The organism is Magnetospirillum sp. XM-1, from assembly GCF_001511835.1.
Lineage (GTDB): Bacteria > Pseudomonadota > Alphaproteobacteria > Rhodospirillales > Magnetospirillaceae > Phaeospirillum.
Genome location: NZ_LN997848.1, coordinates 49,750 through 70,625 on the forward strand (window position 1 = coordinate 49,750; position 20,876 = coordinate 70,625).

General features: G+C 61.9%; 24 protein-coding genes. 19 read left to right on the forward strand and 5 right to left on the reverse strand.

Features of this window, described 5'->3' with window-relative positions; genetic code table 11:
- Positions 1–10: 10 nt before the first annotated feature.
- The 3 genes from XM1_RS00240 to XM1_RS00250 all read left to right on the forward strand — a co-directional run bounded on the left by XM1_RS00240 (position 11) and on the right by XM1_RS00250 (position 2,176).
- Positions 11–1,033, forward strand: a complete 1,023-nt coding sequence (locus XM1_RS00240) for a major capsid protein (RefSeq protein WP_068427967.1) — start codon at positions 11–13, stop codon at positions 1,031–1,033.
- A 1-nt stretch (position 1,034) separates the two neighbouring features.
- Entirely contained in the window at positions 1,035–1,346 is a 312-nt protein-coding gene (locus XM1_RS00245) for a hypothetical protein (protein ID WP_068427968.1), read from the forward strand.
- A gap of 179 nt (positions 1,347–1,525) precedes the next feature.
- Complete coding sequence (locus XM1_RS00250) at positions 1,526–2,176, forward strand: DUF6441 family protein (RefSeq protein WP_068427969.1); 651 nt, start codon at positions 1,526–1,528, stop codon at positions 2,174–2,176.
- Here XM1_RS00250 and XM1_RS00255 read toward each other — a convergent pair.
- Together XM1_RS00255 and XM1_RS00260 are read right to left on the reverse strand one after the other, a co-directional pair.
- Complete coding sequence (locus XM1_RS00255) at positions 2,145–2,465, reverse strand: helix-turn-helix domain-containing protein (RefSeq protein WP_068427972.1); 321 nt, start codon at positions 2,463–2,465, stop codon at positions 2,145–2,147. The genes XM1_RS00250 and XM1_RS00255 overlap by 32 nt on opposite strands.
- On the reverse strand, positions 2,462–2,788 hold the full coding sequence (locus XM1_RS00260; protein ID WP_068427975.1) for a type II toxin-antitoxin system RelE/ParE family toxin: 327 nt from the start codon (positions 2,786–2,788) through the stop codon (positions 2,462–2,464). Before XM1_RS00260 ends, XM1_RS00255 begins: the two co-directional genes overlap by 4 nt.
- A 100-nt stretch (positions 2,789–2,888) precedes the next feature.
- Between XM1_RS00260 and XM1_RS00265 the strand changes: the two genes are divergently transcribed.
- The 15 genes from XM1_RS00265 to XM1_RS00335 all read left to right on the forward strand — a co-directional run bounded on the left by XM1_RS00265 (position 2,889) and on the right by XM1_RS00335 (position 17,743).
- Complete coding sequence (locus XM1_RS00265) at positions 2,889–3,317, forward strand: acyl-CoA transferase (protein ID WP_068427986.1); 429 nt, start codon at positions 2,889–2,891, stop codon at positions 3,315–3,317.
- 25 nt (positions 3,318–3,342) lie between these two features.
- A complete protein-coding gene (locus XM1_RS00270) occupies positions 3,343–4,305 on the forward strand; it encodes a phage tail tube protein (RefSeq protein WP_068427991.1) in 963 nt (320 codons plus the stop codon).
- Positions 4,306–4,313: 8 nt separating this feature from the next.
- Complete coding sequence (locus tag XM1_RS00275; RefSeq protein ID WP_068427994.1) at positions 4,314–4,838, forward strand: hypothetical protein; 525 nt, start codon at positions 4,314–4,316, stop codon at positions 4,836–4,838.
- Between the two features lie 56 nt (positions 4,839–4,894).
- Positions 4,895–5,065, forward strand: coding sequence for a hypothetical protein (locus tag XM1_RS22930; RefSeq protein WP_231920633.1), 171 nt, complete (start codon positions 4,895–4,897; stop codon positions 5,063–5,065).
- Positions 5,052–7,997: a phage tail tape measure C-terminal domain-containing protein gene (locus XM1_RS00280; RefSeq protein ID WP_172821873.1), complete on the forward strand. Its 2,946-nt coding sequence runs from the start codon at positions 5,052–5,054 to the stop codon at positions 7,995–7,997. The genes XM1_RS22930 and XM1_RS00280 overlap by 14 nt, the downstream gene beginning before the upstream one ends.
- Entirely contained in the window at positions 7,994–8,491 is a 498-nt protein-coding gene (locus tag XM1_RS00285) for a hypothetical protein (protein ID WP_068428000.1), read from the forward strand. Before XM1_RS00280 ends, XM1_RS00285 begins: the two co-directional genes overlap by 4 nt.
- A gap of 6 nt (positions 8,492–8,497) precedes the next feature.
- Positions 8,498–10,009: a hypothetical protein gene (locus XM1_RS00290; RefSeq protein ID WP_068428003.1), complete on the forward strand. Its 1,512-nt coding sequence runs from the start codon at positions 8,498–8,500 to the stop codon at positions 10,007–10,009.
- A gap of 5 nt (positions 10,010–10,014) precedes the next feature.
- Positions 10,015–10,332, forward strand: coding sequence for a hypothetical protein (locus XM1_RS00295; protein WP_068428006.1), 318 nt, complete (start codon positions 10,015–10,017; stop codon positions 10,330–10,332).
- Between the two features lie 105 nt (positions 10,333–10,437).
- Positions 10,438–12,630, forward strand: coding sequence for a hypothetical protein (locus tag XM1_RS00300; protein WP_068428009.1), 2,193 nt, complete (start codon positions 10,438–10,440; stop codon positions 12,628–12,630).
- A 15-nt stretch (positions 12,631–12,645) separates the two neighbouring features.
- Complete coding sequence (locus XM1_RS00305; RefSeq protein WP_068428011.1) at positions 12,646–12,915, forward strand: hypothetical protein; 270 nt, start codon at positions 12,646–12,648, stop codon at positions 12,913–12,915.
- A gap of 6 nt (positions 12,916–12,921) precedes the next feature.
- On the forward strand, positions 12,922–13,275 hold the full coding sequence (locus tag XM1_RS00310) for a hypothetical protein (RefSeq protein WP_068428014.1): 354 nt from the start codon (positions 12,922–12,924) through the stop codon (positions 13,273–13,275).
- A complete protein-coding gene (locus tag XM1_RS24755) occupies positions 13,268–14,203 on the forward strand; it encodes a DUF1833 family protein (protein ID WP_231920634.1) in 936 nt (311 codons plus the stop codon). Before XM1_RS00310 ends, XM1_RS24755 begins: the two co-directional genes overlap by 8 nt.
- The gene (locus tag XM1_RS00325; protein WP_068428017.1) at positions 14,200–16,500 is read left to right on the forward strand and encodes a host specificity factor TipJ family phage tail protein; all 2,301 of its coding nucleotides are present in this window, start codon (positions 14,200–14,202) and stop codon (positions 16,498–16,500) included. The genes XM1_RS24755 and XM1_RS00325 overlap by 4 nt, the downstream gene beginning before the upstream one ends.
- Positions 16,501–16,512: 12 nt before the next feature.
- Complete coding sequence (locus tag XM1_RS00330; RefSeq protein WP_068428021.1) at positions 16,513–17,142, forward strand: glycoside hydrolase family 19 protein; 630 nt, start codon at positions 16,513–16,515, stop codon at positions 17,140–17,142.
- A gap of 1 nt (position 17,143) precedes the next feature.
- On the forward strand, positions 17,144–17,743 hold the full coding sequence (locus XM1_RS00335; RefSeq protein ID WP_068428024.1) for a hypothetical protein: 600 nt from the start codon (positions 17,144–17,146) through the stop codon (positions 17,741–17,743).
- A gap of 75 nt (positions 17,744–17,818) precedes the next feature.
- Here XM1_RS00335 and XM1_RS00340 read toward each other — a convergent pair whose 3' ends face one another.
- A complete protein-coding gene (locus XM1_RS00340) occupies positions 17,819–18,343 on the reverse strand; it encodes a phospholipase D family protein (RefSeq protein ID WP_068428027.1) in 525 nt (174 codons plus the stop codon).
- A gap of 107 nt (positions 18,344–18,450) precedes the next feature.
- Positions 18,451–19,491 carry a GNAT family N-acetyltransferase gene (locus XM1_RS22935; protein WP_082700304.1) on the reverse strand — a complete coding sequence of 347 codons (1,041 nt, stop codon included), beginning with the start codon at positions 19,489–19,491 and terminating at the stop codon, positions 18,451–18,453.
- Between the two features lie 297 nt (positions 19,492–19,788).
- Between XM1_RS22935 and XM1_RS00350 the strand changes: the two genes are divergently transcribed.
- Positions 19,789–20,631 carry a hypothetical protein gene (locus tag XM1_RS00350; RefSeq protein ID WP_068428032.1) on the forward strand — a complete coding sequence of 281 codons (843 nt, stop codon included), beginning with the start codon at positions 19,789–19,791 and terminating at the stop codon, positions 20,629–20,631.
- A gap of 6 nt (positions 20,632–20,637) precedes the next feature.
- On the opposite strand, the gene XM1_RS23765 is transcribed toward XM1_RS00350, so the two are convergent.
- Positions 20,638–20,874, reverse strand: a complete 237-nt coding sequence (locus XM1_RS23765; protein ID WP_156428593.1) for a hypothetical protein — start codon at positions 20,872–20,874, stop codon at positions 20,638–20,640.
- Positions 20,875–20,876: the final 2 nt, after the last annotated feature.

Below are 20,876 nucleotides of genomic sequence, written 5' to 3' on the forward strand. Positions count from 1 at the left end.
AGGAGATACCATGGTCGAAATTATCAATCCCTTCGACGGGGGCGGCTATTCGCTGGCCGAGATGACCCAGGCGATCAACATCCTGCCCAACCTCTACACCAGGTTGGGCCAGATGGGCCTGTTCCGCTTCGAGGGCGTCACCCAGCGCTCGGTGATCATCGAGCAGGCCGAGGGCGTCCTCAACCTGTTGCCCACCGTCCCGCTGGGTGGTCCGGCCACCGTTGCCAACCGCGACGCCCGCTCCATGCGGTCGTTCACTGTACCGTGGATCCCGCACGACGATTCCATCACGCCTCAGGATGTCCAGGGGGTGCGTGGTTTCGGTGTCGCCGATGCCGCCGATCCCCTGGCCACCGTCATGGAACGCAAGCTGACCCGCATGCGCACCAAGCATGCCCAGACCCGCGAGTTTATGGAGATCAACGCGCTCCGCGGCATCGTCCGCGATGGCTCGGGTTCCACCCTCTACGACTACTTCGCCGAGTTCGGCCTGGTCCGTCAGCAGGTGGATTTCGCGCTCGGCACGGCGGCCACCAATGTGCAGGCCAAGATCCGCGAAGTGCTGCGTCTGGTGGAGGTGGAACTCAAGGGCGAGACCATGACCTCGGTCACCGCCCTGGTCAGCCCCACCTTCTTCGACAAGTTGATCAGCCATCCCAAAGTGGAGGCGGCCTACCAGTACTTCTCCTCCACCGGCGCCCAGCCGCTCCGGGAGGATGTGCGCCGCCGCTTCCCCTTCGCCGGCATGGTGTTCGAGGAATACAACGCCACCGTCACCCTGGCCACCGGCTCGACCGAGACCCTGGTTCCGGCTGGAGAGGGCATTGCCTTCCCCCTCGGCACCACCGACACCTTCGTCACCTATGGCGCTCCTGCCAACCTGATCGAGACGGTCAACACCATGGGCCTGCCCATGTATGCCCGCCAACTCGCCCGTCAGGATGGCAGCGCCATCGACGTCAAGACCGAGGCCTCGATCCTGCCCGTCAACAAGCGCCCCCGGCTGGCGGTCCGTATCTTCTCGGGCAACTGAGGTGAGCGCCTTCTCCGACGCGGTCGACGACCTGTTTGCCGATCCCAATCTCGCCGTCACCGTGCTCTACCAGCCGGTGGTCGGCGAGGCCCGGTCGGTCAGGGCACTGATGCGTCGGCCGGACCAGGATGTCCAGTTCGGTGACATTGCGGTTCATGCCTCGACGGCCTTGTTTGAAATCCGGGTCGGCAAGATCTCCAATCCTCAGGCCGGAGATACCATCACCTTGGGCAATGAGGTCTTCATCGTCCAAGGCGAGCCGTCCCGCGATGCCGAGCAGTTGATCTGGCGGATCGATACCCGGCCGGGCTAAGCATGGATGCCCATAGGTGACGACAGTAGCGGGCTCATTAACCACCGACCTGCTATTGCTCAGGCGTTCCGTCCACCGTGGTCGTGTTCTTACTGTCGTCGCCAAAAGGTATCAAAGCCCAGGCTTGGATTTCATGCTTGCTATAAGTGTGTGCCTATTTTGGTCACAGAGGTCTGTCGATGGGATTTACCTGCAGGATAGACGGCGATCTGCGTCGCATCCTCGCCGACGAACTGACCCAGGCTGAAACTGCCGTCACTGATGGCATGCGGGATGCCTCCGAGGGGCTCAAGGTGGAACTGCGCCAGCAGATCGTCGGTGCCGGGCTTGGCCCCAAACTAGCCAATACCTGGCGCTCGGAAGTCTACCCCAAGAATGGGACCAGCCTGCGAGCAGCCGGCTACGTCTTCAGCAAGGCCCCGGACATCGTCTCGGCTTTCGAGGATGGAACCGTCATCCGCTCACAGAAAGGGTTCTGGCTGGCCATTCCAACCCCCGCCGCCGGCAAAGGCGTCGGCGGCAAACGTATGGATCCGGGCATGTGGGAGCGGATGCGGGGCCAGAGGCTTCGCTTCATCTATCGAAGTTCGGGCGTGTCCCTGCTGGTGGCCGACAACATGCGGGCCCGCAACGGCAAACGGGGCGGCTTTGCCAAGGGCAGCGACAGCGCCCTGAGAAGCGGCAACGGGCTGGCCTCGGTGGTGATGTTCATCCTGGTGCCCCAGGTGAGTTTGCGCAAACGCCTGGACGTGGCGGCAGCCGCGCAGAAATGGATCGATGCCGTGCCTGATCTCGTGATCAGGAACTGGCGGGATGGTGGGGCGTCGTAGCCGACAATACCGTGGGGACCAGCGTGACCGCGATCCTCGTTCCAACGGCATGAGCATACTTTTCAAGGGTGCGGAGGTTCGGCGGATTGCGGCCACTCTCGATGCGCGCCACCACCGACTGCGTGGTTCCCATCCGTTCCGCAACTTCAGCCTGGGTGAGCCCTGCGTTGGAACGCGCCTCGATCAGCGCCCGCGCCAGGGCGAATTCCGGCGCCAGAGCGTCGTATTCTGCCCGGAAGGCCGGATCCTTCATCCACTCGTCCTTGAGAGCATTAAACGGCAGGGTCATGGTTCCAACTCCTTGGCCCGTTGGAGGGCCAGATCGATAGCGTACGGCGGGGTCTTCTGCGTCTTTTTCACGAAAGCATGGACGATGACGATCCGTCGTTCATGGGCGAGAACGTAAATCGCGCGTGCGATTCCGTCCTTACCCTTCATCCGCATTTCCCACAGCTTGTCGCGTAGCGGCTTGACATGGGGCTCGCGCATCCTTTGCGGTCCGAGCGACACCATCATGTCGAGGATGTGGGTCAGTTTGACCCGGATATCCATCGGCAGGGCGGTGATTTCCGCTTTTACCGTCTCGTTCAGAATTTCGATCCGCCATTCCATACCGCGACAATATCGCACTCGTGCGATATTCGGCAACACATAACGGCGGTCTGCGGAGGCTTCAAGGCTTCCAAATGGACAATGCCCGCAGGAATACCGAATGCCCACCACGCGAGAGCAGATCCTCCAGGCTCTCCTGGCCCGCCTGGAAACGATCCCCGGCGCCACGGCGAAGCGGGAAGCCCCGCTGCCGGAAACGGTCCCAGTGGGCGGCCTGATTGTCCTGCGTGACGGCGATCCCGGCGAGCCTGAGATGCTGGTGTCGCCTCCGACCTATCTCTGGCAGCACAAAGCGGAAATCGAGGTAATTGTCAGCCGCGGGGCTGGCGATGCCAACACCGCCCTCGACGGCCTGCTCATGGCCGTGGGCCAAGCCCTGGAGGCCGACCGATCCTTGGGCGGCCTCGCCGATTGGCTGGATTGGGGGGCGCCCAAGACCCATGACCTCGCCATCGATGGGGCCGCCGGGCTGAAAGGGGCCGTGGTCCCGGTCACCATCCATTACGCCAGCACCAATCCGCTGGGCTGATCAATCTCCGACCAAGGAATTCATCATGGCAAAGACGCGGGCCTATGGCTCCGATTGCATCCTGCTGGCTGCGTTTGAGGCGGCTTACGGCACCCTGCCGGCCAACGGCTACACCAGGCTCAGCTTCAAGGATTCCGCGTTGGGAGCCGAGCGCCCGTTGGGCTACGACCCGCTGCTGGGCCAGGGGCGTGATGCCCAGGATCCGTTCTACGAGGCGGTCAAGGATGAGGGTGACATTGGTGTGCCTCTCGATCTGCGCGGGTTGGGCTTCTGGCTGAAGGGTCTGTTCGGAGCTCCCGTCACCACCGATCACCATGATGGCAGTTTCAGCCATTGCTTCACCTCGGGCGGCGACCTGCCCAGCTTGGGCCTGGAAATCGGCCATGCCCGATTGGCGACGGCAAAGTTCTTCCGCCATAGCGGCGCCAAACTGGACAAGCTGTCCTTCACCATGGCCCGGTCGGGAGCGGCCAATGCCACCGTATCCCTGGTCGCCCAGGGCGAAACCCAGGCGAGCCAGACCATTGACGCAGCGCCGGCTACCTTGGCGCTCAAGCGGTTCAGCCAGGGTAGCGGCACCATCAAAGTGGGCGGCACCCAACTCGCCAATGTGGTGGGCGGCAAGCTGACCTATGCCAACAACCTCGAGCGGGTCGAAACCATCCGCTCCGACGGCATGATCGACGGTGTCGATGAAACCGAGGCCACCGCCGAAGGCTCCATCGATGTGCGCTTCTCCACCGACACCACCTTGACGGCAGCCATTGCCGCAGAGAGCCCGGTGGAGCTGGAATACGGCTTCACCATTCCGGGGGCCGAAGGCTATGCCCTGACCTTCCATCTTCCGCGGGTGTTTCTGCCGCGCAAGAAGCAGGAGGTCAAAGGCCCAGGCGGCATCCAGGCCACCTATGACTGGCGCGCCGCCCACGATCCGACAGCAGGCTATCTGCTTCAGGTCAAACTGACCAACGACATCGCCAGCTATTGAGGGCCACCATGATCCGTCTCGATCTGTCCGATGAACCCCGCTGGTTCGACCTCGGACGCGATGTCCGTGTACAGGTCCGGCCCCTCACCACACCGGTCTACAACCTGATCCAGGCCCGGGCCTTGGAACTGATGGGGCAGTTGGAGGACGACGGCGAACTACCGCTGGATGGCGCCAATCAAACCATCCGGGAGGCGCTTTACCGGGCGCTGATCACCAAGGGCCTGGCGCTTTACGCGATCCTGGCCTGGGAGGGCATCGGTGATGCCGATGGCTCGGTGCCGGTAACGCCTGCCTCCATCGAAGCCCTCATCGATGGCCAGCCGATTCTGGCCCAGGTGTTCCACCATGCCTATCTCGAACCCCTGACCATGTTGGACGTGGAAAAAAACGCCTCCACTCCCGCGCTCGGTGGCTCTGGGGCGGCGGGAAGGAGTATTGCCGACGGTGCCGCGACGACGGTTCCCCTTGCGCCCGTGGCCGCAAAAACGCCGAAGGCAAACGCTGCCCCACCGTCGAACACGCTCCTCTGACCATCGAGGGGTGGCAGGCCTGGGATCTGCTGGAACGTTCCACCGGCCAACTTCGTATGAACGGCGCCACCATCATCGGTATCGATCTCACCGCCAGTCTGACCATGGGGACCGGCCTGGGCTATTGCCCTCGCGCCATGGCCGAACTCTTGCCCCATGCCGAGGCCGGCATGGTTGAAGGTCTGGCATCACTTCACCAGGGCGAGACCGATCATGGCGACCCGTGACCTTGCGATCCGATTGAGCCTGACCAATGCCGAGGCGGTGAAAGCCGCCTTGGTGGAATTGGGCGATCGCGGCCAGAGTGCTCTGAAGTTGATCGAGGCCGCCTCTGATCGGGCCGGCACTTCGTCGGCCAAGTTTGAAGCCACCATCCGCAGGCTCAAGGAGAGCCTCGATCCGGCCATTCGGGCTCAGGCCGACATGGCGCGCGGCCAAGACATGCTCGCCGAGGCCCTGAAGCGGGGAACCATCAGCGGCGATGAGCATGGTCGCTTCCTGAAGCTGCTGAAGGATCGTTGCGCTGAAGCCAGCGGCGCGGTCACCACCATGGGCAATGCCCATGGCATGGCCACCTGGCAGATCCAGGCGGTCAGTCATTCGGTGCGCGCTTCAGCCGAGATGCTGATGGCCGGGCAAAGCCCGATCCGCACCTTCGCCATGGAAGGCATGCGGCTGACCTCGGTGTTCGGAGCCGGCAGCCTTGCCATCATCGGCTGGGGTGCTGCAATTGCCGCCATGGCGGCACCGGTGGCGCTTGGCCTTGCCCATCTGATGAAGATGGAAGACGAAGCCCGCCGTCTGTCGGTGGCGCTCCGGGCCATGGGTGATTCGGCTCGCCTGTCGGTGGCCGATCTGAAGTCGGTGATCAGCACCTCGTACCAGAAGGGGCCGTTCGGCCATGACGACGCCGTCGCCATGGTCCAAGCGCTTCTTAAGAACAATCAGCTGAGTGGCGACACCTTCCGCCGTGTCGCCGGACTAGCCGGAGATTTCGCCGCGGCTTCCGGCCAGGACATGGCCAAGGGCGCCGAGCAACTGGCCGAGGCGGTGACCAAGGGCTATGAGGGGGTAAAGCGGTTCGATGAGCAGTGGAACCTGCTCACCGCCTCCGAACTCACCAATATCCGTACCCTGTTCGAGCATGGCCAGAAGGTCGAGGCCGTCACCTTGTTCCTCGACAAGGCCAATGCCCGCTTCAAGGGGCTGGCTGAGGACGGCATGGGAAGTACGGCCAAGGCCGCCCATGATCTGGGGCTGGCCTGGGAGCATCTGCTCGAAACCCTGTCCCATACCAGTGTGGTGGAGGGCGCCCGCAACGCGCTCACTTCCCTGGTCACCGAGGCGGCGGCACTGCTGGGCAATCAGGACGCCCAGATCACCAGCCTGAAAAGCAAGATCGCCGATCTGGAAAGCTTGCGCAAAGCCGTCGCCACCGATTTTGCCCGCGGCAATGTCGATCGCCAACTGGCCGAGGCCAAGGCTGAACTGGCCCGTATCGAAGAGGAACGCCGCACCGGTGTCAGCATTGGCAGGGATGGTAAGAGCCTGTCGGCTCCAATGCCGCCGCCCCCGGCGCCGGTGGTATCATCCGAAACTGAAGCCAATGATGCGCTGGAACGTGATCGCAAGAAGCTGGTCGATCTCCAGGCGGAATACACCAAGACCGCTGCCGCCATGCGGTTGCCCCAAGCCCAGCGCGAATTGGCCCTGGTGACGATCCGCGCCGAGGATGAGGCGATCAGACTGAACCTCGGTGCCCAAGGGGCGGCCGAACTGATGGCGCTCCGCCTGGGCGAAGCAAAACTCAAGCTGGCAGCGGCCACCCGCGACACGATCGCCAACATGCTGCGAGAGGTGGCGGCCACCGATCTTCTCACCGCCGCCATCGGCAAAGGGTATGACGCCAAACTGGCCGCCCAGCGACAGGCGTTCGTCGATACCGAGGTGCGCAAGAACCCCTTCGCCGATCGCACGGCATTGGGAAATGCCTTCGATGCCAAGGCCGAAGCCGAGCGCCGCAACCGTGAGGCCACCACCGCCCATGACCTTGATCGCCAGATCGAGGCCGAACGACGTCTGGCCGATGCCCGGATGCGGGGAGCCGAAGCGGCCCGCCAGGAAGGCATCGCCAACGAGGCGGCTCGCCGGCATGAGGACGAGGGCCTCAACGAGGCGGCTTTGCGCACGCGGCTCCAGGCACTTGATGCCGAGCGCCAGCGCCAGGATCTGCTGGCCAAGGCCAAGTCGCTCAATCCGGCCCTGACCTATCAGGAGGAAATCGACGCCATCGAGCGCCTGCGCCAATCCAAGGAAGGGGCACTGGTCACCGAGCAGCAATATTCTCGCGCCACCGAGGACGCCGTACTGCGTCGCTTGTCGGCGGAAAAGGACTGGGTGTCTGGAGCAGAACGAGCGCTGATCAGCTATCGCCGTTCCATCGAGGACTCGGCCACCGCCATGGAACAAGGCCTGACACGGGCGCTGAAGTCCACCGAAGATGCCTTCGTCAAATGGGCCACCACCGGCAAGCTGTCGGCCACGGACCTGTTCAACACCATCGCCGAGGAGGCGGTGCGGGCGGCCTATCGCATGGCCATCGTGGCGCCGTTGTTTGGTGCCGCCGGAGCCGGGAGCGGGCTGTTTGGCGGATTGCTGAGTGGCCTTGGAGGCCTATTCTCGAAAAGCGGCGGCAGTACCGGTGGATCCGTCCCAGTTCCGGACACCGGAAATTTCGCCATCGCCCATTCCGGTGGCCTGATCGGCTTCGATCGTCTGCAAACCCGACCCTTCGACCCGTCGGTGTTCGCCCATGCCCCCCGATTCCATGGTGGTGGCCTGGTTGGCGGCGAACGGCCCATCGTCGCCAAGGTGGGCGAAGGGGTGTTCACGCCCAAGCAGATGGACAATGCCGATCGCATCCTGAATGCCGCCATGTCTCCGCCGACTGTCGGCGTGGTGGTCAACGTCAACAACAACGCATCGGGCACTCAGGCCAGGGCCGAGCAATCCCAAGGGCCCGATGGCCGCATTCACTTGGACGTGATCGTTGAGGAATTGGAAGGGCGCATGACCCGTCGCATCGGCCGGGGTGAGGGAATGGCCCCGATGCTGGAGCATCGTTATGGGCTCAACCCGGCTGCCGGTGCTTATCGATGACCACCACCATTTCCTGGCCCAGCCGACTGCCGCTGCCCACCTTCGAGGGCACATCGCTGGAACAGCAGGATTCCTGCCTGCGCACCGAAATGGAAGCTGGCCCGGCTCGGCAAAGGAGGCGGTTCACCCAGGTGCCGACCCGCATGCCCGTGCGTTGGCGGTTCAGGGACGTGGACTTCGCCACCTTCGAGGCCTGGTTCAAGCTCAAGGTGGGCAATGGCGCCAACTGGTTCAGCATTGCCCTGCTTGGCGGAATCGGCCTCGCCACCCACGAGGCCCGTTTTCTCGGCCAAGGTGGCGTCCCTTACAAGGCTGTCCCGAACCGAGGCGGCGTCTGGCTCGTCACGTCGGTGCTGGAGATCCGGGAGCGTCCCATGCTGGACGACGGAGCCTTGGAGATCCTGCTCGTTGAGGACGTGCCGACACTGTTCATCGATATCGCCGCCCTGCATTCCACCTTGCATGTCGATTTGACCGACCGCATTCGCTGGTGATCCCCCATGACCCTGCAAACTGATCTGGCAGCCGCCGTTGCAAAAGTAACGGTGGACAGTTCCTTGCTGCACAAGTTGGTGCATGGCCCTGCCAACGGCACCGATAGCCAGGTGATCACCGAGGGAGGAACAGTTAAGACGGTAGCCCGCGCCGTGGCCGATGCGAAGGAGACCCTTCAACGAGAAATTGGGGACCTGAGCACGGTTCTCTCCTCGGCGAAAGAAGCAGGGACTGCGGCGGAGGGATTTGCCGCCGTCGCCAGCGTTAAGGCCGAAGAGGTTACGGCGGCACTCGGCAAAGCCAATGCCATGGTTAATCAGGCTGAGGCTGAAATTCGCACCGTCGCATCAGCAGCCGAAGCCGATATTGGCGGCTTGCTGGCCTACGCCGAGGCTGAAGCACAGTCCCGCGTTGATGAGGCCAGCGCGGCGGTCGTACAGGCTGAAGCTGCGGCTGCCGAGGCCCGGGCCCATTGCCGTCGCTTCTCGCTTCCCATTGAGGATGTCGCCCGCCGGGCGTTGGTGGCAGACGAAAAGCGCCTGGCCAGCACGCGAGACACACTGAACCTGTTTTCCTGCTTTGCCGACGAGGCAGGACGATCCGAGGCTGCAGCCAAGGCCAGCGCAGATGAGGCGGCCCAGCATGCCAGCACCGCGGCCCTACAGGTTGCCGCGGTCAATGAGGCGGCGGAAGCTGCGCGGATCGAAGTTGAAGATGCGCTCCGTCAGGCCGATACAGCCGTGAGTGCAATGGTGGCAGATTTTCAGGGTGAGGTCACCGACGCCAAAGCCTCCCTTGCATCCACCGCCACATCAGTTGAAGGACGCATCACCGCGACGGCAACCGCCTTTGCGGCTGACGTTCTGTCGCTGTCGAGTGAGACAACCGATCGAGTATCTGCCGCTGTCGCCGAAGCGGAAGGAGCCGCGACGGAGGCCAGCGCGCATGCCGCCCGCTTTGCATTGCCCATTGACGCCTTGGCTCGCCGTGCTTTGGGCGCGGATGCCAGGCGGCTGGCCGACACACGCCACACTCTGATCTTGTTTACAGCATTTGCCGACGAGGCCGGACGGTCCGAGGCTGCCGCCTTGGCCAGTGCCGACTTAGCCGCGCACCACGCTGGCATTGCCGCGGATCAAGTTACTGCGGCTCAGCAAGCTGCCACTTCCGCCCAGGCGCACCTGACCGAGGTAAACACCCTGGTGATCCAAGCCGACACCGGACTGCGTAACCTGGCAGCCGAGATCAAAACTGCAGCCGATGACGGAAAGGCGGCGCTCAGCGCGGCAGGGGCATCCGTCGAGGATCGGATTGCGGCAGCGGCAGCGGGATTCGAGACCGAGGTCCAGACATTGGCGGCCACGACCACCGGCATGATCAATGCCGCCGTCACCCACGTCGCTCGCTTTGCCATACCCATCGAACGGATCGCTCGCGCCGCACTCGACACCGAGCATCGCCGGATTCTGGCAGCACGCGACGACCTGCTCCGCTTCACCACCATCCTCCAGGGGTGACATTAATGCCCACGCTTCAGGAACGCATCGACCAGTTCTTCGCCGATCCATTGGCCGATGTGGAGGCTCAACGCCGTGCCCTAGATGCCATGGTGACGGTTCCCGATATTGCCGCTCGTGATGCCATTCCCTTGGCCAACAGGCCTCTCAATCTCTGGGTAAAGGTCGAGGCGCCCGAAGGGCTATACCGCTGGGATGGCGCGGCATGGGAACCATTCTCGCCGCTCGACGCATTGCTTCCCGCCCCTGTGTGCCGACGCAAGCCCACTGATGCCGGTGAGTTGCTGGAAGATATGGCTCTTTTGGGCATCGACGTCATGTAACCGCAGGCCGCGGCCTGCCCCTTCTTCCAAAACCAGTTCTGATCCGCTGGCCCAGGGCAACAGCCTGGGAGCCAGGGGTTTCCACGCGCACAAAAGGAGAGCGCCTTGTCTATTGCATCCCTCCGCAGTCTGATCGAAACGATCAAAGGCCGTGGCCTGACCCTGGCCGCCGCTTCCGGTGAGGACGGGGCTTCAGCCCGTGACCTCGTCTATCTCGCCAAGTCGGTCGAAGCCATGGTGGGCGCTGACGCTCTGCTGGGGCTGATCGACGAATCCGCCCGACCGGCTGAAATCGTCATCGTGACCTCTCCAGGAACGGCCACCGTCACCCTGGCTGAAGATCAGGTTGCCCGCGACATCCTGGTGCTGCGCCCCGACCAAGGCTCGTACACGGTGCCTTTCGTCAATGTCGTCACGCCGGCCCGTGGCTGGGCTGCGGTGATCGATAATGAGTTGTCGGTGCCGGTGCGGATCAAGACCCCGAGCCAAACTACCTATGCCGAAATCGCTCCGACCAAGCGCGGTTGGTTGTTCTGCGATGGCGGCATCGTCGATTTCGTGATCGATCTGCAGGGCCTTGCGGCGGCGGCAACCTCCCCTCTGACCACCCGTGGCGACCTCTTTGTCCGCGGCGCATCGGGCAATGTTCGCGTTCCCGTTGGTCAACCCCGCCAGATCCTGTCGGTCACGGACGACGGCCTTGATCCGCTTTGGCGCTGGTCAGACGGGCGCCCCAGCTCCCGCGTCAAATACCTGATGAACGACTATATCGCCCGTGATGACAGTGACGCGGTGGTCGGATCTGGCCCCACCGCGCTGGCTGGCCTGATCACCGATGCCATCAATTTCCCCAACCATGTTGGTCAGGGCATCTACGACGCTGATTTCGCCGCGGGAATGACTTCAGCCTATCGGGGTTACGCCGGCATCTTCACCGAAGGTACGGTGTTCATTGCGGGTAACGCCAATAGCGGTCGCAACGGCGATCCCACGGGCAATCCTTGGCCGACCGTTCTGCCGGGTCTGTACCGCACCAACACGGAAGGCCACCTGGTTACCGAGACCACACCCGGCAAGATCAAGCAGGTACTCTGCACCTACGGGTGGACCGGTCTCGTTACCGACGATGGCTCCGTCTATTGCTCGGGCTATGGCGCCCACGGCCAACAAGGTGACGGCACCACCTCGTCCAAAGCCTTCTTCCAGAAGATTGCGTTCCCTGCCGGTGCCGGCAATGTCCGCTATCTCGCCTGCAGCCACACCCCCGGTGGCCCTGGTGACGCCGAGGCCATCTACGCCCTGATGGACAATGGCGACGTTTACGCCTGGGGCTATAACGGCTACGGGCAGCTGGGATTGGGCGACACCAACAACCGAGCGGTCCCGACCAAGATCGGCATGTTCAATCGCAATGTCCGCGCGGTCATCGCTGGTGGCGGATCCTACGGCCATGTCGCCTTCATCACCACCGACAACAAGCTCTACCTCTGCGGCTACAACGGCTCGGGCCAGATCGGCGACGGCACCACCTCCAACAAGACGATCCCAGTTCTTGTCGATGTGGGCGGTCCGGTGGTCAAGGTGGCCATGGGCGGTTCCTTCTCCGGGTACGGTTGGACCCTGGTGCTGCGCGCCGACGGCAAGCTCTACGGCATGGGCTACAACGGCTATGGCCAGTTGGGGGACAATTCCTCGACCAACCGGGCAACGCCGATCCTGGTCACCATGCTGGGCCTGACCGACGCCACCAAGGTGATTGATATCTGGGCCGTGTGCGGCATGTTCGGGTCGTCCTTTGCCATGACCAAGGACGGCTCGTTCTGGTCCTGGGGCGCCAACACCAACGGAAAGCTGGGTCTGGGCGACACCGCCAATCGCGTTGCTCCCACCTTGGTGCCCAATGTCACCCATGTGTCTCAGGTGATTTCGCCCACCACCGGGATCAACGCCACCTACATCTACGACAATATCGTCCTGCTGCGTCATGCCACGGCTGCCGATCGCATTGCCCGCAACAATGGCTACGTCATGACCGTGGGCTACGGCACCAGTTTCATCGCCGGCCCCAATATTCCCAACCCGCAGATGTCATTCCGCATGGTGGGCTTCCCCAATCGCTACCACGGCAAGATCCGCCGCATCGCGGTGTCCGGCTTCCATCAGGGCAACGACGGCGAACCCCAGGCCATGGCACTGGCCATGGACGGCACCGTGTTCTCCTGGGGACCGAGCAACACCTTCTCGCTCGGCCTGCCGGAGAACCAGAGTTCCAACGCCCCCCTGCGCGTGCGGTTCTGATCGGAGGAAATCACCATGAAAGTCTATGCCTACACCCCCGCCAACGGACTCAACTGGGAACCGGCGGCGCAATACGAATCCCTTGGGCAGTGCAGCGGAAAGCACTATTTCGCCATTCCTGATGACGAGGAGATTCCGGAACAGCCGGCGGAGATTGGCTTTGCACCGGTCGCGGACATTGCGGAACTCCGCCATGTGCTGGCCACGGCTCCGTATTTCTTCCGCTGGAAGGGCACTGCCGAACTGACCTCAGAAGCGGCCAAAGTCGGCATCGTCTTGGAGTAAGTGGCCATGGCGCTGGAACAGTCACCCGACGTGTGGGCCGGCGTAGCCACCCAGTACGTCGGGGCCTGGGGACAGGCGGCTCCCATGGTGCAGATGACCGCCATCGCGGCTTCTGTTTTTGTGGTCGCCATTATCGCATGGGCCTGGGCGCATAATCGCCAACAACCGGAATCCCTGGATTCTGGGGTTCCAGTAAATGCCTTCGCCCATGTGGTCGAGGAGCAGGCGCGCCAGACGGAAGCCTTGCGTTCTGCCGTGGAAGGGCTTTCCGAGGTCGTTCACGAAATGCGCAAACTGCTCGAGGCACGGACATTCTGCCCTTTCCCGGCACCCCGGTGCGGGGATGACCGCGATGCCTGACCCTGCTCTATCCCAGGCCTTGCGGGAGGCCTATGCCGCTGCACCGGCCGACACGGTGATCCTGCACACCCTGGAAATCTGGCATCCAACCTTTACCGAACCGATCAGGGTGGTGCGGGACCATGCAGACCTCCTCGCTCGGTTAGAAATGGGGGCGCCGCGAGGAGGTGGCCAGAAGGTCACCTTCATCGCTTTGGCCTTCGATCTCGACCTGCCTCCGGTCGATACCGCGCCGGTGCCGGAAATCACCGTCACCCTGGACAATGTTGGCCAGGAAATCGTCGATGCCCTGGAGGCTGCTGCCATCAGCCAGGACAAGATCGACATCATTTACCGGCCCTATCTCTCGACCGATCTGGACGGGCCGCACATGGACCCACCCATCACCCTGACCTTGTCTGAGGTGGAGGCCGACACGCTCAGGGTCACCGGCCGCGCCCGCATGCTGGATGTCGGCAACAAAGCCTTTCCCTCCATCACCTATACCGCCAAGCGGTTCCTGGCTTGGCCAGATAGGAGACTTGCCATGCACTGGGCATCAGCCCTCATTGGCCTGCCGTGGTCCGTCCACGGCAGCGGACCAGACACGTTCAATTGCTGGGAATTCGTCCGCACCGTTCAACGGAACCAGTTTGGCAGGGAATTGCCCGAAATCGGCAACCCTGAAGACATCCTGGTGATGGGGCGGACCTTCCGTGACCACCCTGAGCGGCAACGCTGGGTCAAGGTCCCCGATCCATTGGAGGGTGACTGCGTCCTGCTGCGCCAATCGCGCCACCCCATACATGTTGGTGTCTGGCTCGACGTGGATGCCGGCGGTGTCCTCCATTGCTGCCAGGATTCCGGGGTGGTGTTCCAGCGCCCCGATGCTCTCCGTCTCAATGGCTGGGCCATCGAAGGCCATTACCGGTTCATCGGTGACGCATGACCGCGTCCGTCGTCGTCATCACCAATCCGTTTGAACCGGTGGCCAGCCGCAGCGTCCACGCCATTGATGCTGGGGTGACGGTTGGAGAATTGCTGCTGGATTGCGGGATTGATGCCGACCGCTGGGCAGACGGCCCGGAGATCCGGATCGGCGGACAGGTGGTTGCTGCAGAAACATTCGCTGTCCGGGTGATTGGTGACGACGAGATCATCTCCATCATCCGCTGCCCCTTGGGGGGCGGCGGCGGCGGTGGTGGTGGCAAAAATCCGCTCAGCACCATCCTGACCATTGCCGTTCTGGTGGCCTCCATCTACCTGGGACCGGTGGCAGCCGTGGCCATGAGATTTGCCGAGGCCGGGACCGCCGCCGCCATGGCCACCGCCGCCATCGCCATGGTCGGTTCGGTACTGGTCAATACCGTGATCCCGGCTCCCAAGCCTTCGATGCCGTCCCTCAATTGGGGCGGCAGTGGCAGCACCCCGGCTCCCAGCCCGACCTACAGCTTGCAAGCCCAAGGCAACCAAGCCCGCCTGGGCCAACCGATCCCGGTGATTTATGGCCGCCATATGATCTATCCGGACCTGGCTGCTGAGCCTTATCAGGATTACGTCAACGGCGAGCAATTCCTCTACCAGCTTCATGTCATCGGCCAGGGCGAATACGCCATAGAGCAGGTCCGCATCGAGGACACGCCGATCTCATCATTCGAGGAGGTGCAGACAGAGATCGTGCCTCCGGGGCGCTCTGTCTCCCTGTTTCCCACTGAAGTGGTTTCCGCGCCTGAAGTGGCTGGCCAGGAACTGGTGGCGCCCAACCTGGTGCAAGCCGGTGATGACGGCTACATCGGCCCCTTTGCCGCCAACCCGGTGGACACCACGGCCAACGCGCTGGCCGTCGATATCATTTTTCCCAGAGGGCTTTACTACGCCAACGACAGCGGGACACTGACCACGCGCACGGCCCAGTGGCAAATCGAGACCCGCCCCATCGACAGCGACGGCATCGCCATCGGCGGCTGGTCGGTGCTGGCATCGGAAACCTATAGCGCGGCCAGCAACACCGCCATCCGGATTTCATACCGCTATGCAGTCGCCGCTGGCCGTTACGAGGTCCGGTCCAGACGCCTAGACAATAAGGACACCGATGCCCGAGCGGGACATGAGGTGCGTTGGGGGGCTCTTCGAGCCATCCTGACTGACCGGCCGGATTTCGGTGCCGTGACATTGCTGGCCGTCAAGATGCGCGCGACCGACAATCTCAGTCAGCGATCAAGCCGGCTCATCAACTGCATCGTTACCCGCAAACTGCCGATTTGGTCCGCCGCAACGGGTTGGTCCCAGCCGCAGCCTACGCGATCCATCGCCTGGGCCTTCACCGATGCCTGCAAAGCTGACTATGGGGCGAAGCTTTCGGATACCCGGATCGACCTCAAGGCTTTGGCTACGTTGGAGGCAGTCTGGGGGGACCGCGGCGACAGCTTTGATGCCGTCTTCGATTCAAACATGACGGTGTGGGAGGCGTTCTCACGTATCGCTCGTTGTGGCCGAGCCATCCCCATCCAGCAGGGCGGCATCATCCGCGTCATCCGCGATCAGCCCCAAACCATTCCGGTCGCCATGTTCGGGCCGCGCAACATCGTCAAGGGCTCATTCAAGATCAAATACGTCATGCCCGGCGAGGACACCGCCGACGCGGTGACGGTAGAATATTTCTCATCGCGCACCTGGAAGCCCGATGAGGTTACCGCCAAGCTGGCCGACAGTAGCGGCGACAATCCCGCCAAGGTCAATCTGTTCGGCTGCACCGCCAAGGACCATGCCCAACGGGAAGGTCTCTACATCGCCGCCAACAATCGCTATCGCCGCCGTCTGATCACCTTCCGCACCGAATTGGAGGGCATGATTCCCAGCTACGGCGATCTGGTCGCCATCACCCACGACATGCCCCGCTGGGGGCAAGGCGGCGAGGTGATCTGTTGCCAGGGCGATGTGTTGGTGCTGTCCGAGCCCTTGGTCTGGACTGAAGGAGCCACCCACTATCTCGCTCTTCGCCGCCGTGATGGTGGACTGGCGGGGCCGTTCCCGGTTGAGGCTGTGCCGGGAGACGCCACCATGGTCCGCGTCAGCGGCCCACTAACCGTTACCCCCTATGTCGGCGGCTCGGAGGAGCGGACCTATTTCAGCTTCGGCCCCGGCCATGCCTGGGCCCAGACTGCTCGTATCCTCGCCATCCGCCCCCGCGCCGAGCAGGTGGAAATCTCCGCCGTCGCAGAGGATTCCCGCGTCCACATCAATTAGGAACTGGCAGCCATGCTGACCCGCGAAATCCTTCGCGCCTCCATGCCGGGGGCGTCCTCGGTCGATCTCGACCATTTTTTGGATCCTCTTGCCCAAGCCTGTACCGAGTGGGGGATCGAAACTCCTATCAGGCTGGCGGCATTCCTCGCTCAAATCGCCCATGAAAGCGATGACCTCGCTTGCCGGGTCGAGAACCTGAATTACTCCGCCGAGGCCCTGTTGCGGGTGTTCCCCCGCCACTTCGATGCCGACCAGGCTGTCGTCTACGCCCATCAGCCCGAACGGATTGGATCTCGGGTTTACGGCAACCGCATGGGCAATGGCGATGAGGCGAGTGGCGACGGTTGGCGCTATCGGGGCCGAGGCCTGATCCAGTTGACCGGGCGAGCCAATTACACGGCAGCCTGCCTTGCCCTTGGTGCCGATCTGATCGGCCAGCCGGAACTGCTGGAACAGCCGGGTCTTGCCGCTCGGTCGGCTGGGTGGTTCTGGCGCCGGAACAACCTCAATGCCTTTGCCGATCGAGGCGACGTCATCTCCATCACGCGGCACATCAATGGTGGTCTGATCGGCATCGAAGACCGCAAACACCGCTATGCCCAGGTCTGCGCGGCTTTGGGAATCACCCTGACGGAGGCTTAACATGGATCTTTTCGACCTCTTGGGCGATGCCGCTGCCATTGCCGCCAACCCCATTGCCGGCCTCGCCAAAGTGGCCCTCGACGTGGCTCCGGACATTGCCGGACTATTCGGCGATGATGCCGAGAAAGCGGTCAGCAAGTTGGCCGGCGCGGTCAGGTCCATCACCGGCACCGAAGATCCCGAAAAGGCGAGAGAGGTGCTGTCCGATCCCAACTTGGTGTACCAGTTGCGGAACCAAGCTCAATCGTTTGCCCATGACGAGCGCATGGCTCAGATCACGGGGGCGATCACGACGCTCACGGCAACGCTGGCGGATCGCCAGGATGCACGGTCGCGGGATACCGAGTTCATCAAGGCCGGCAGGAGCAACATCCGCTCCAATGTTCTGCTGATCACTGCCGGTCTGGGCATCGTCGGCGGAATCGGCTTCATGGTGTTCGGACATGTGGACGGCAACACCGCTGTGGGCGGGTGCATCATTTCGGTGGTGACGCTGTTGGCCGGAAAGTTCGGAACGGCGTTCGATTTTGAATTCGGCGGATCTGCGGATTCGGAGCAGACCCGGAACCTGTTGGCGCAGGCACCGCCAATCGGCAAATAGCCGATATCCGATTTCAATGGCAGCGGCCGGCCGGGAGAAACCCTGGCCGGCCGCAATTTTCATTTAGGTCTTTTCTCAGGGGACCACTGAATGCTGGGCGTGTGCGAGCCAGTTCTCGCGGTAGCGACGGGCAAGCCCACCGTCAGCGATAACCAGCAGGTTCTCAGCGTTCTTGTCCTGAGCCGCCCTTGTGAAATTGAAGCTACCGGTAATAACCCGATTGCCGTCCAGCACCATCACCTTGTTGTGGGCAATGGCATGCCGGCGATCGACTAACACCGGAACCTTGGCGAGAGCGAGAGTCTCGGCTGCAATGGCGCCCTTCTTTTCGCAATTGCCGCTATCGCTGCAGGCGTTCGATTTGTCCAAGATCACCCGGACATCAGCCCCACGCTTCTTAGCATCCAACAGAGCTCGAACGATTTCCGGGCTCGTGAATGAATAAGCCTGAACCAAAACTTCGTGCTGGCTGGCCGCAATTTCGGCCGCTATGACGCCGGTGCAATCTTCCCCTGGCGTGAAACAAGATCTGATCTCGGCGCCTTCAACTGCAACAGAACAGCAAAGCATTGCTGCCAAAGTCGCTCCTATCATTCGCATGTCATCCCCCCTGCCCAGGCAAAGACCGCCTTATGGCGCCTTCTCGCCAGTGGAAAAGATCTCATCCAATTTTCGGCCAGACTCTATCCATAAGCAAGTACGCCCCCTCAATCCTTGGTCATCGACCAAGTCTCAATCCAAAACCGCTTTTCCGTCCAATGCTGTTTGTACTCCATGCCCCTTCCGCAAAGGGGGCCCATGTCATATCGGCTGGCGCCTTCCTCACAGAGCCATTCCAATTGAGAAAATTGCAAAACGTTGCCAATCGAGGCATCACGCCAATTTTCGTCGTAGCTGAACTGCTGACCGCGGTAGACGCTTCCGGCCTTACCGCCAAAGATGAACCCAATGTCCTTGCCGTCATGAACTGCAAACATGATCCGTCCGCTGGCCGATACAGATAAACGCCGAAGCATGAGGAGATAGTAGGGTCGGCAGCGGCCATCCGCCATGCCGCAATGCCCTTTTCCTTTCCAACTCGCCAGTTCCACAGAGAGCATGCGCTGGTAAATTTCTTCAGCTTGCGACGGGGCAGAAGGAACGTGGCGCTCTATTTGAATGCCGACCTGAGCCGCATTTCGAAGGGTTTTCTTCAGTTTGCGACGAAAGTTTCCTGAGCGGCGAGACAGGAACCCGTCGATTCCTCCCTGTAAGGAGGCTCCGCATTGAACATCACGCTCATAACGCGCGAACCGATAGGAGTTACCAAAGCGAGTCTTGAGCTCGCGAAGCAGCCGGCCGTGCGGCCGAATCCCACTAATACGGATATAGGATGCGTCGCCGCCCCACTTGGCAAACAATCCGGGGAGCGTATCGGCAAATAGGTCAACCGCATTCGGCCCGAGCAAAGGGTTGCCGAAGCGCCACATGTCATCCAACGGAACCAATCCCCTTGGTGTGCCACCAACCCTTATAACGGCGAATGCAAGGGCATTCCCGGCACTTTCTCGGGCGAAGATCGCTCGGTTCGGTTCAAAAACATCGTGATAAGACATCTGCCACTCAGCCAGACAGCAGAATGGATCCCCCTGCTGTGAGGTGAGTGCGGCCCGGTTCCAAACGCTGTTCGGACCATAAAGCCCGAAATCGTCATCGGAGCCACGGTAAGAGCTCAAAAAATTCTCGCTGACCGCCATGTTCACGCTCATTCCCCCTCAAAGACCCAAACGATCAGGAAATTCAGCGAGAGCGGTTTTCGATCTTGCCTTGCTCGCTTGATCCGATGGACTCGATTGCCGAGAGATTGGCCTCCGGAGACTGAATAATGACCTCAGAAGGTGACCATTTTGGTCACCAAGCTACCCGCGCCAACTGATTTTGGGACGTAGTTGATGAGGCCGGCGCTTTGACGGCAAGAGTGCCAATAGCGAAAGGCAAATGTGTCCAATTCGGACACGGACGACATGTAACTGTTGGCTGGCAGATCAAGGTATAGAGAGGCACAAATGTGCGATTACGAAGGCCACGGCTCTCATTGGAAATGCCTCGTTGAGGACCTCGACAAGGCTGAGGATGAATGGTTAAGGCCAACCCTCACGAATGGGCGGGTGATTGATAAGTGGTCGTCAGGCCCTCTGGCCATGAGGGAGGCGGTCGGGATTGCTTGGCCCGACACTCCGCTTAGAATTCTTTCTATCGTTGTCGGCGAGACCGGCCAAGACGGTCAGCCCGGCAACGTGTTTGCCTCTGCCTTTCCTTGGGCTGCACACGGCACCAGACATTGCCTGGTAATCGACAACGTCCAGTCATGGTCCAACGGGTTGGAAGGCTGGATTACTGCCAGCTTTCCAGAGGGAGATGGCCCAAGTTTGACGTTCTTCGACACGCGCTTCTATGCCAACAAGGATAGGTACGCCGTCGGAAAGGAGATGGACTTCATTCTTGGCGCAGTGGCTTACCAGGCGACGGTGGTTCACCCTGAACCTGTTTTCATCGAGAAGATCGAAACCATTAGGGCGATGCGTGCTGGATCTGAGCGGGAGGGAGATGATAGCCCCATTGAGGTTCAGATGGCGGGCGCGGCCATCCTGTTTCCTCGCGACGATCTTTCCCCGGGAGACCATGAGTTTCAAGGTCCTGTCAGAGAGGTCCAGACGTTTGATCTTTCAGGCAGGCAAATCACCCGCCTCTCCGTAACGCTGTCGCGAATCCATGAGCGAGAGTCGGAGGACGTCAACGTCACGATCTACGTTGAAGAGGGACATTGGGGCAGTAATGAGCGCCCTCTGCCTGGCGCCGATGTTCAAGGGATGCTCTGGCTTCAGGGGTACCTCAGCGAATTGGAGTAACCGCCACTATTTTCTCATCGCTGAAGGCTCTTCACGCGCCCATTCGGCCATCCATCGCTTTCCATCCTTTGCCATGATCCAGGGATCCGAGTGTTCGCGGCGTTCGGGCAGGATATCCGCGTCGAACTTAAGCGCCCGGCGGACTGCGGATCGCCAGCGCCGGTTGGCGATCCGCTTGTCCCATTGTTCGCTTTCGGCTGTGGTGATGCCGAAGATCGGTGTTCGGCGCTTGGATCGAGCCATCC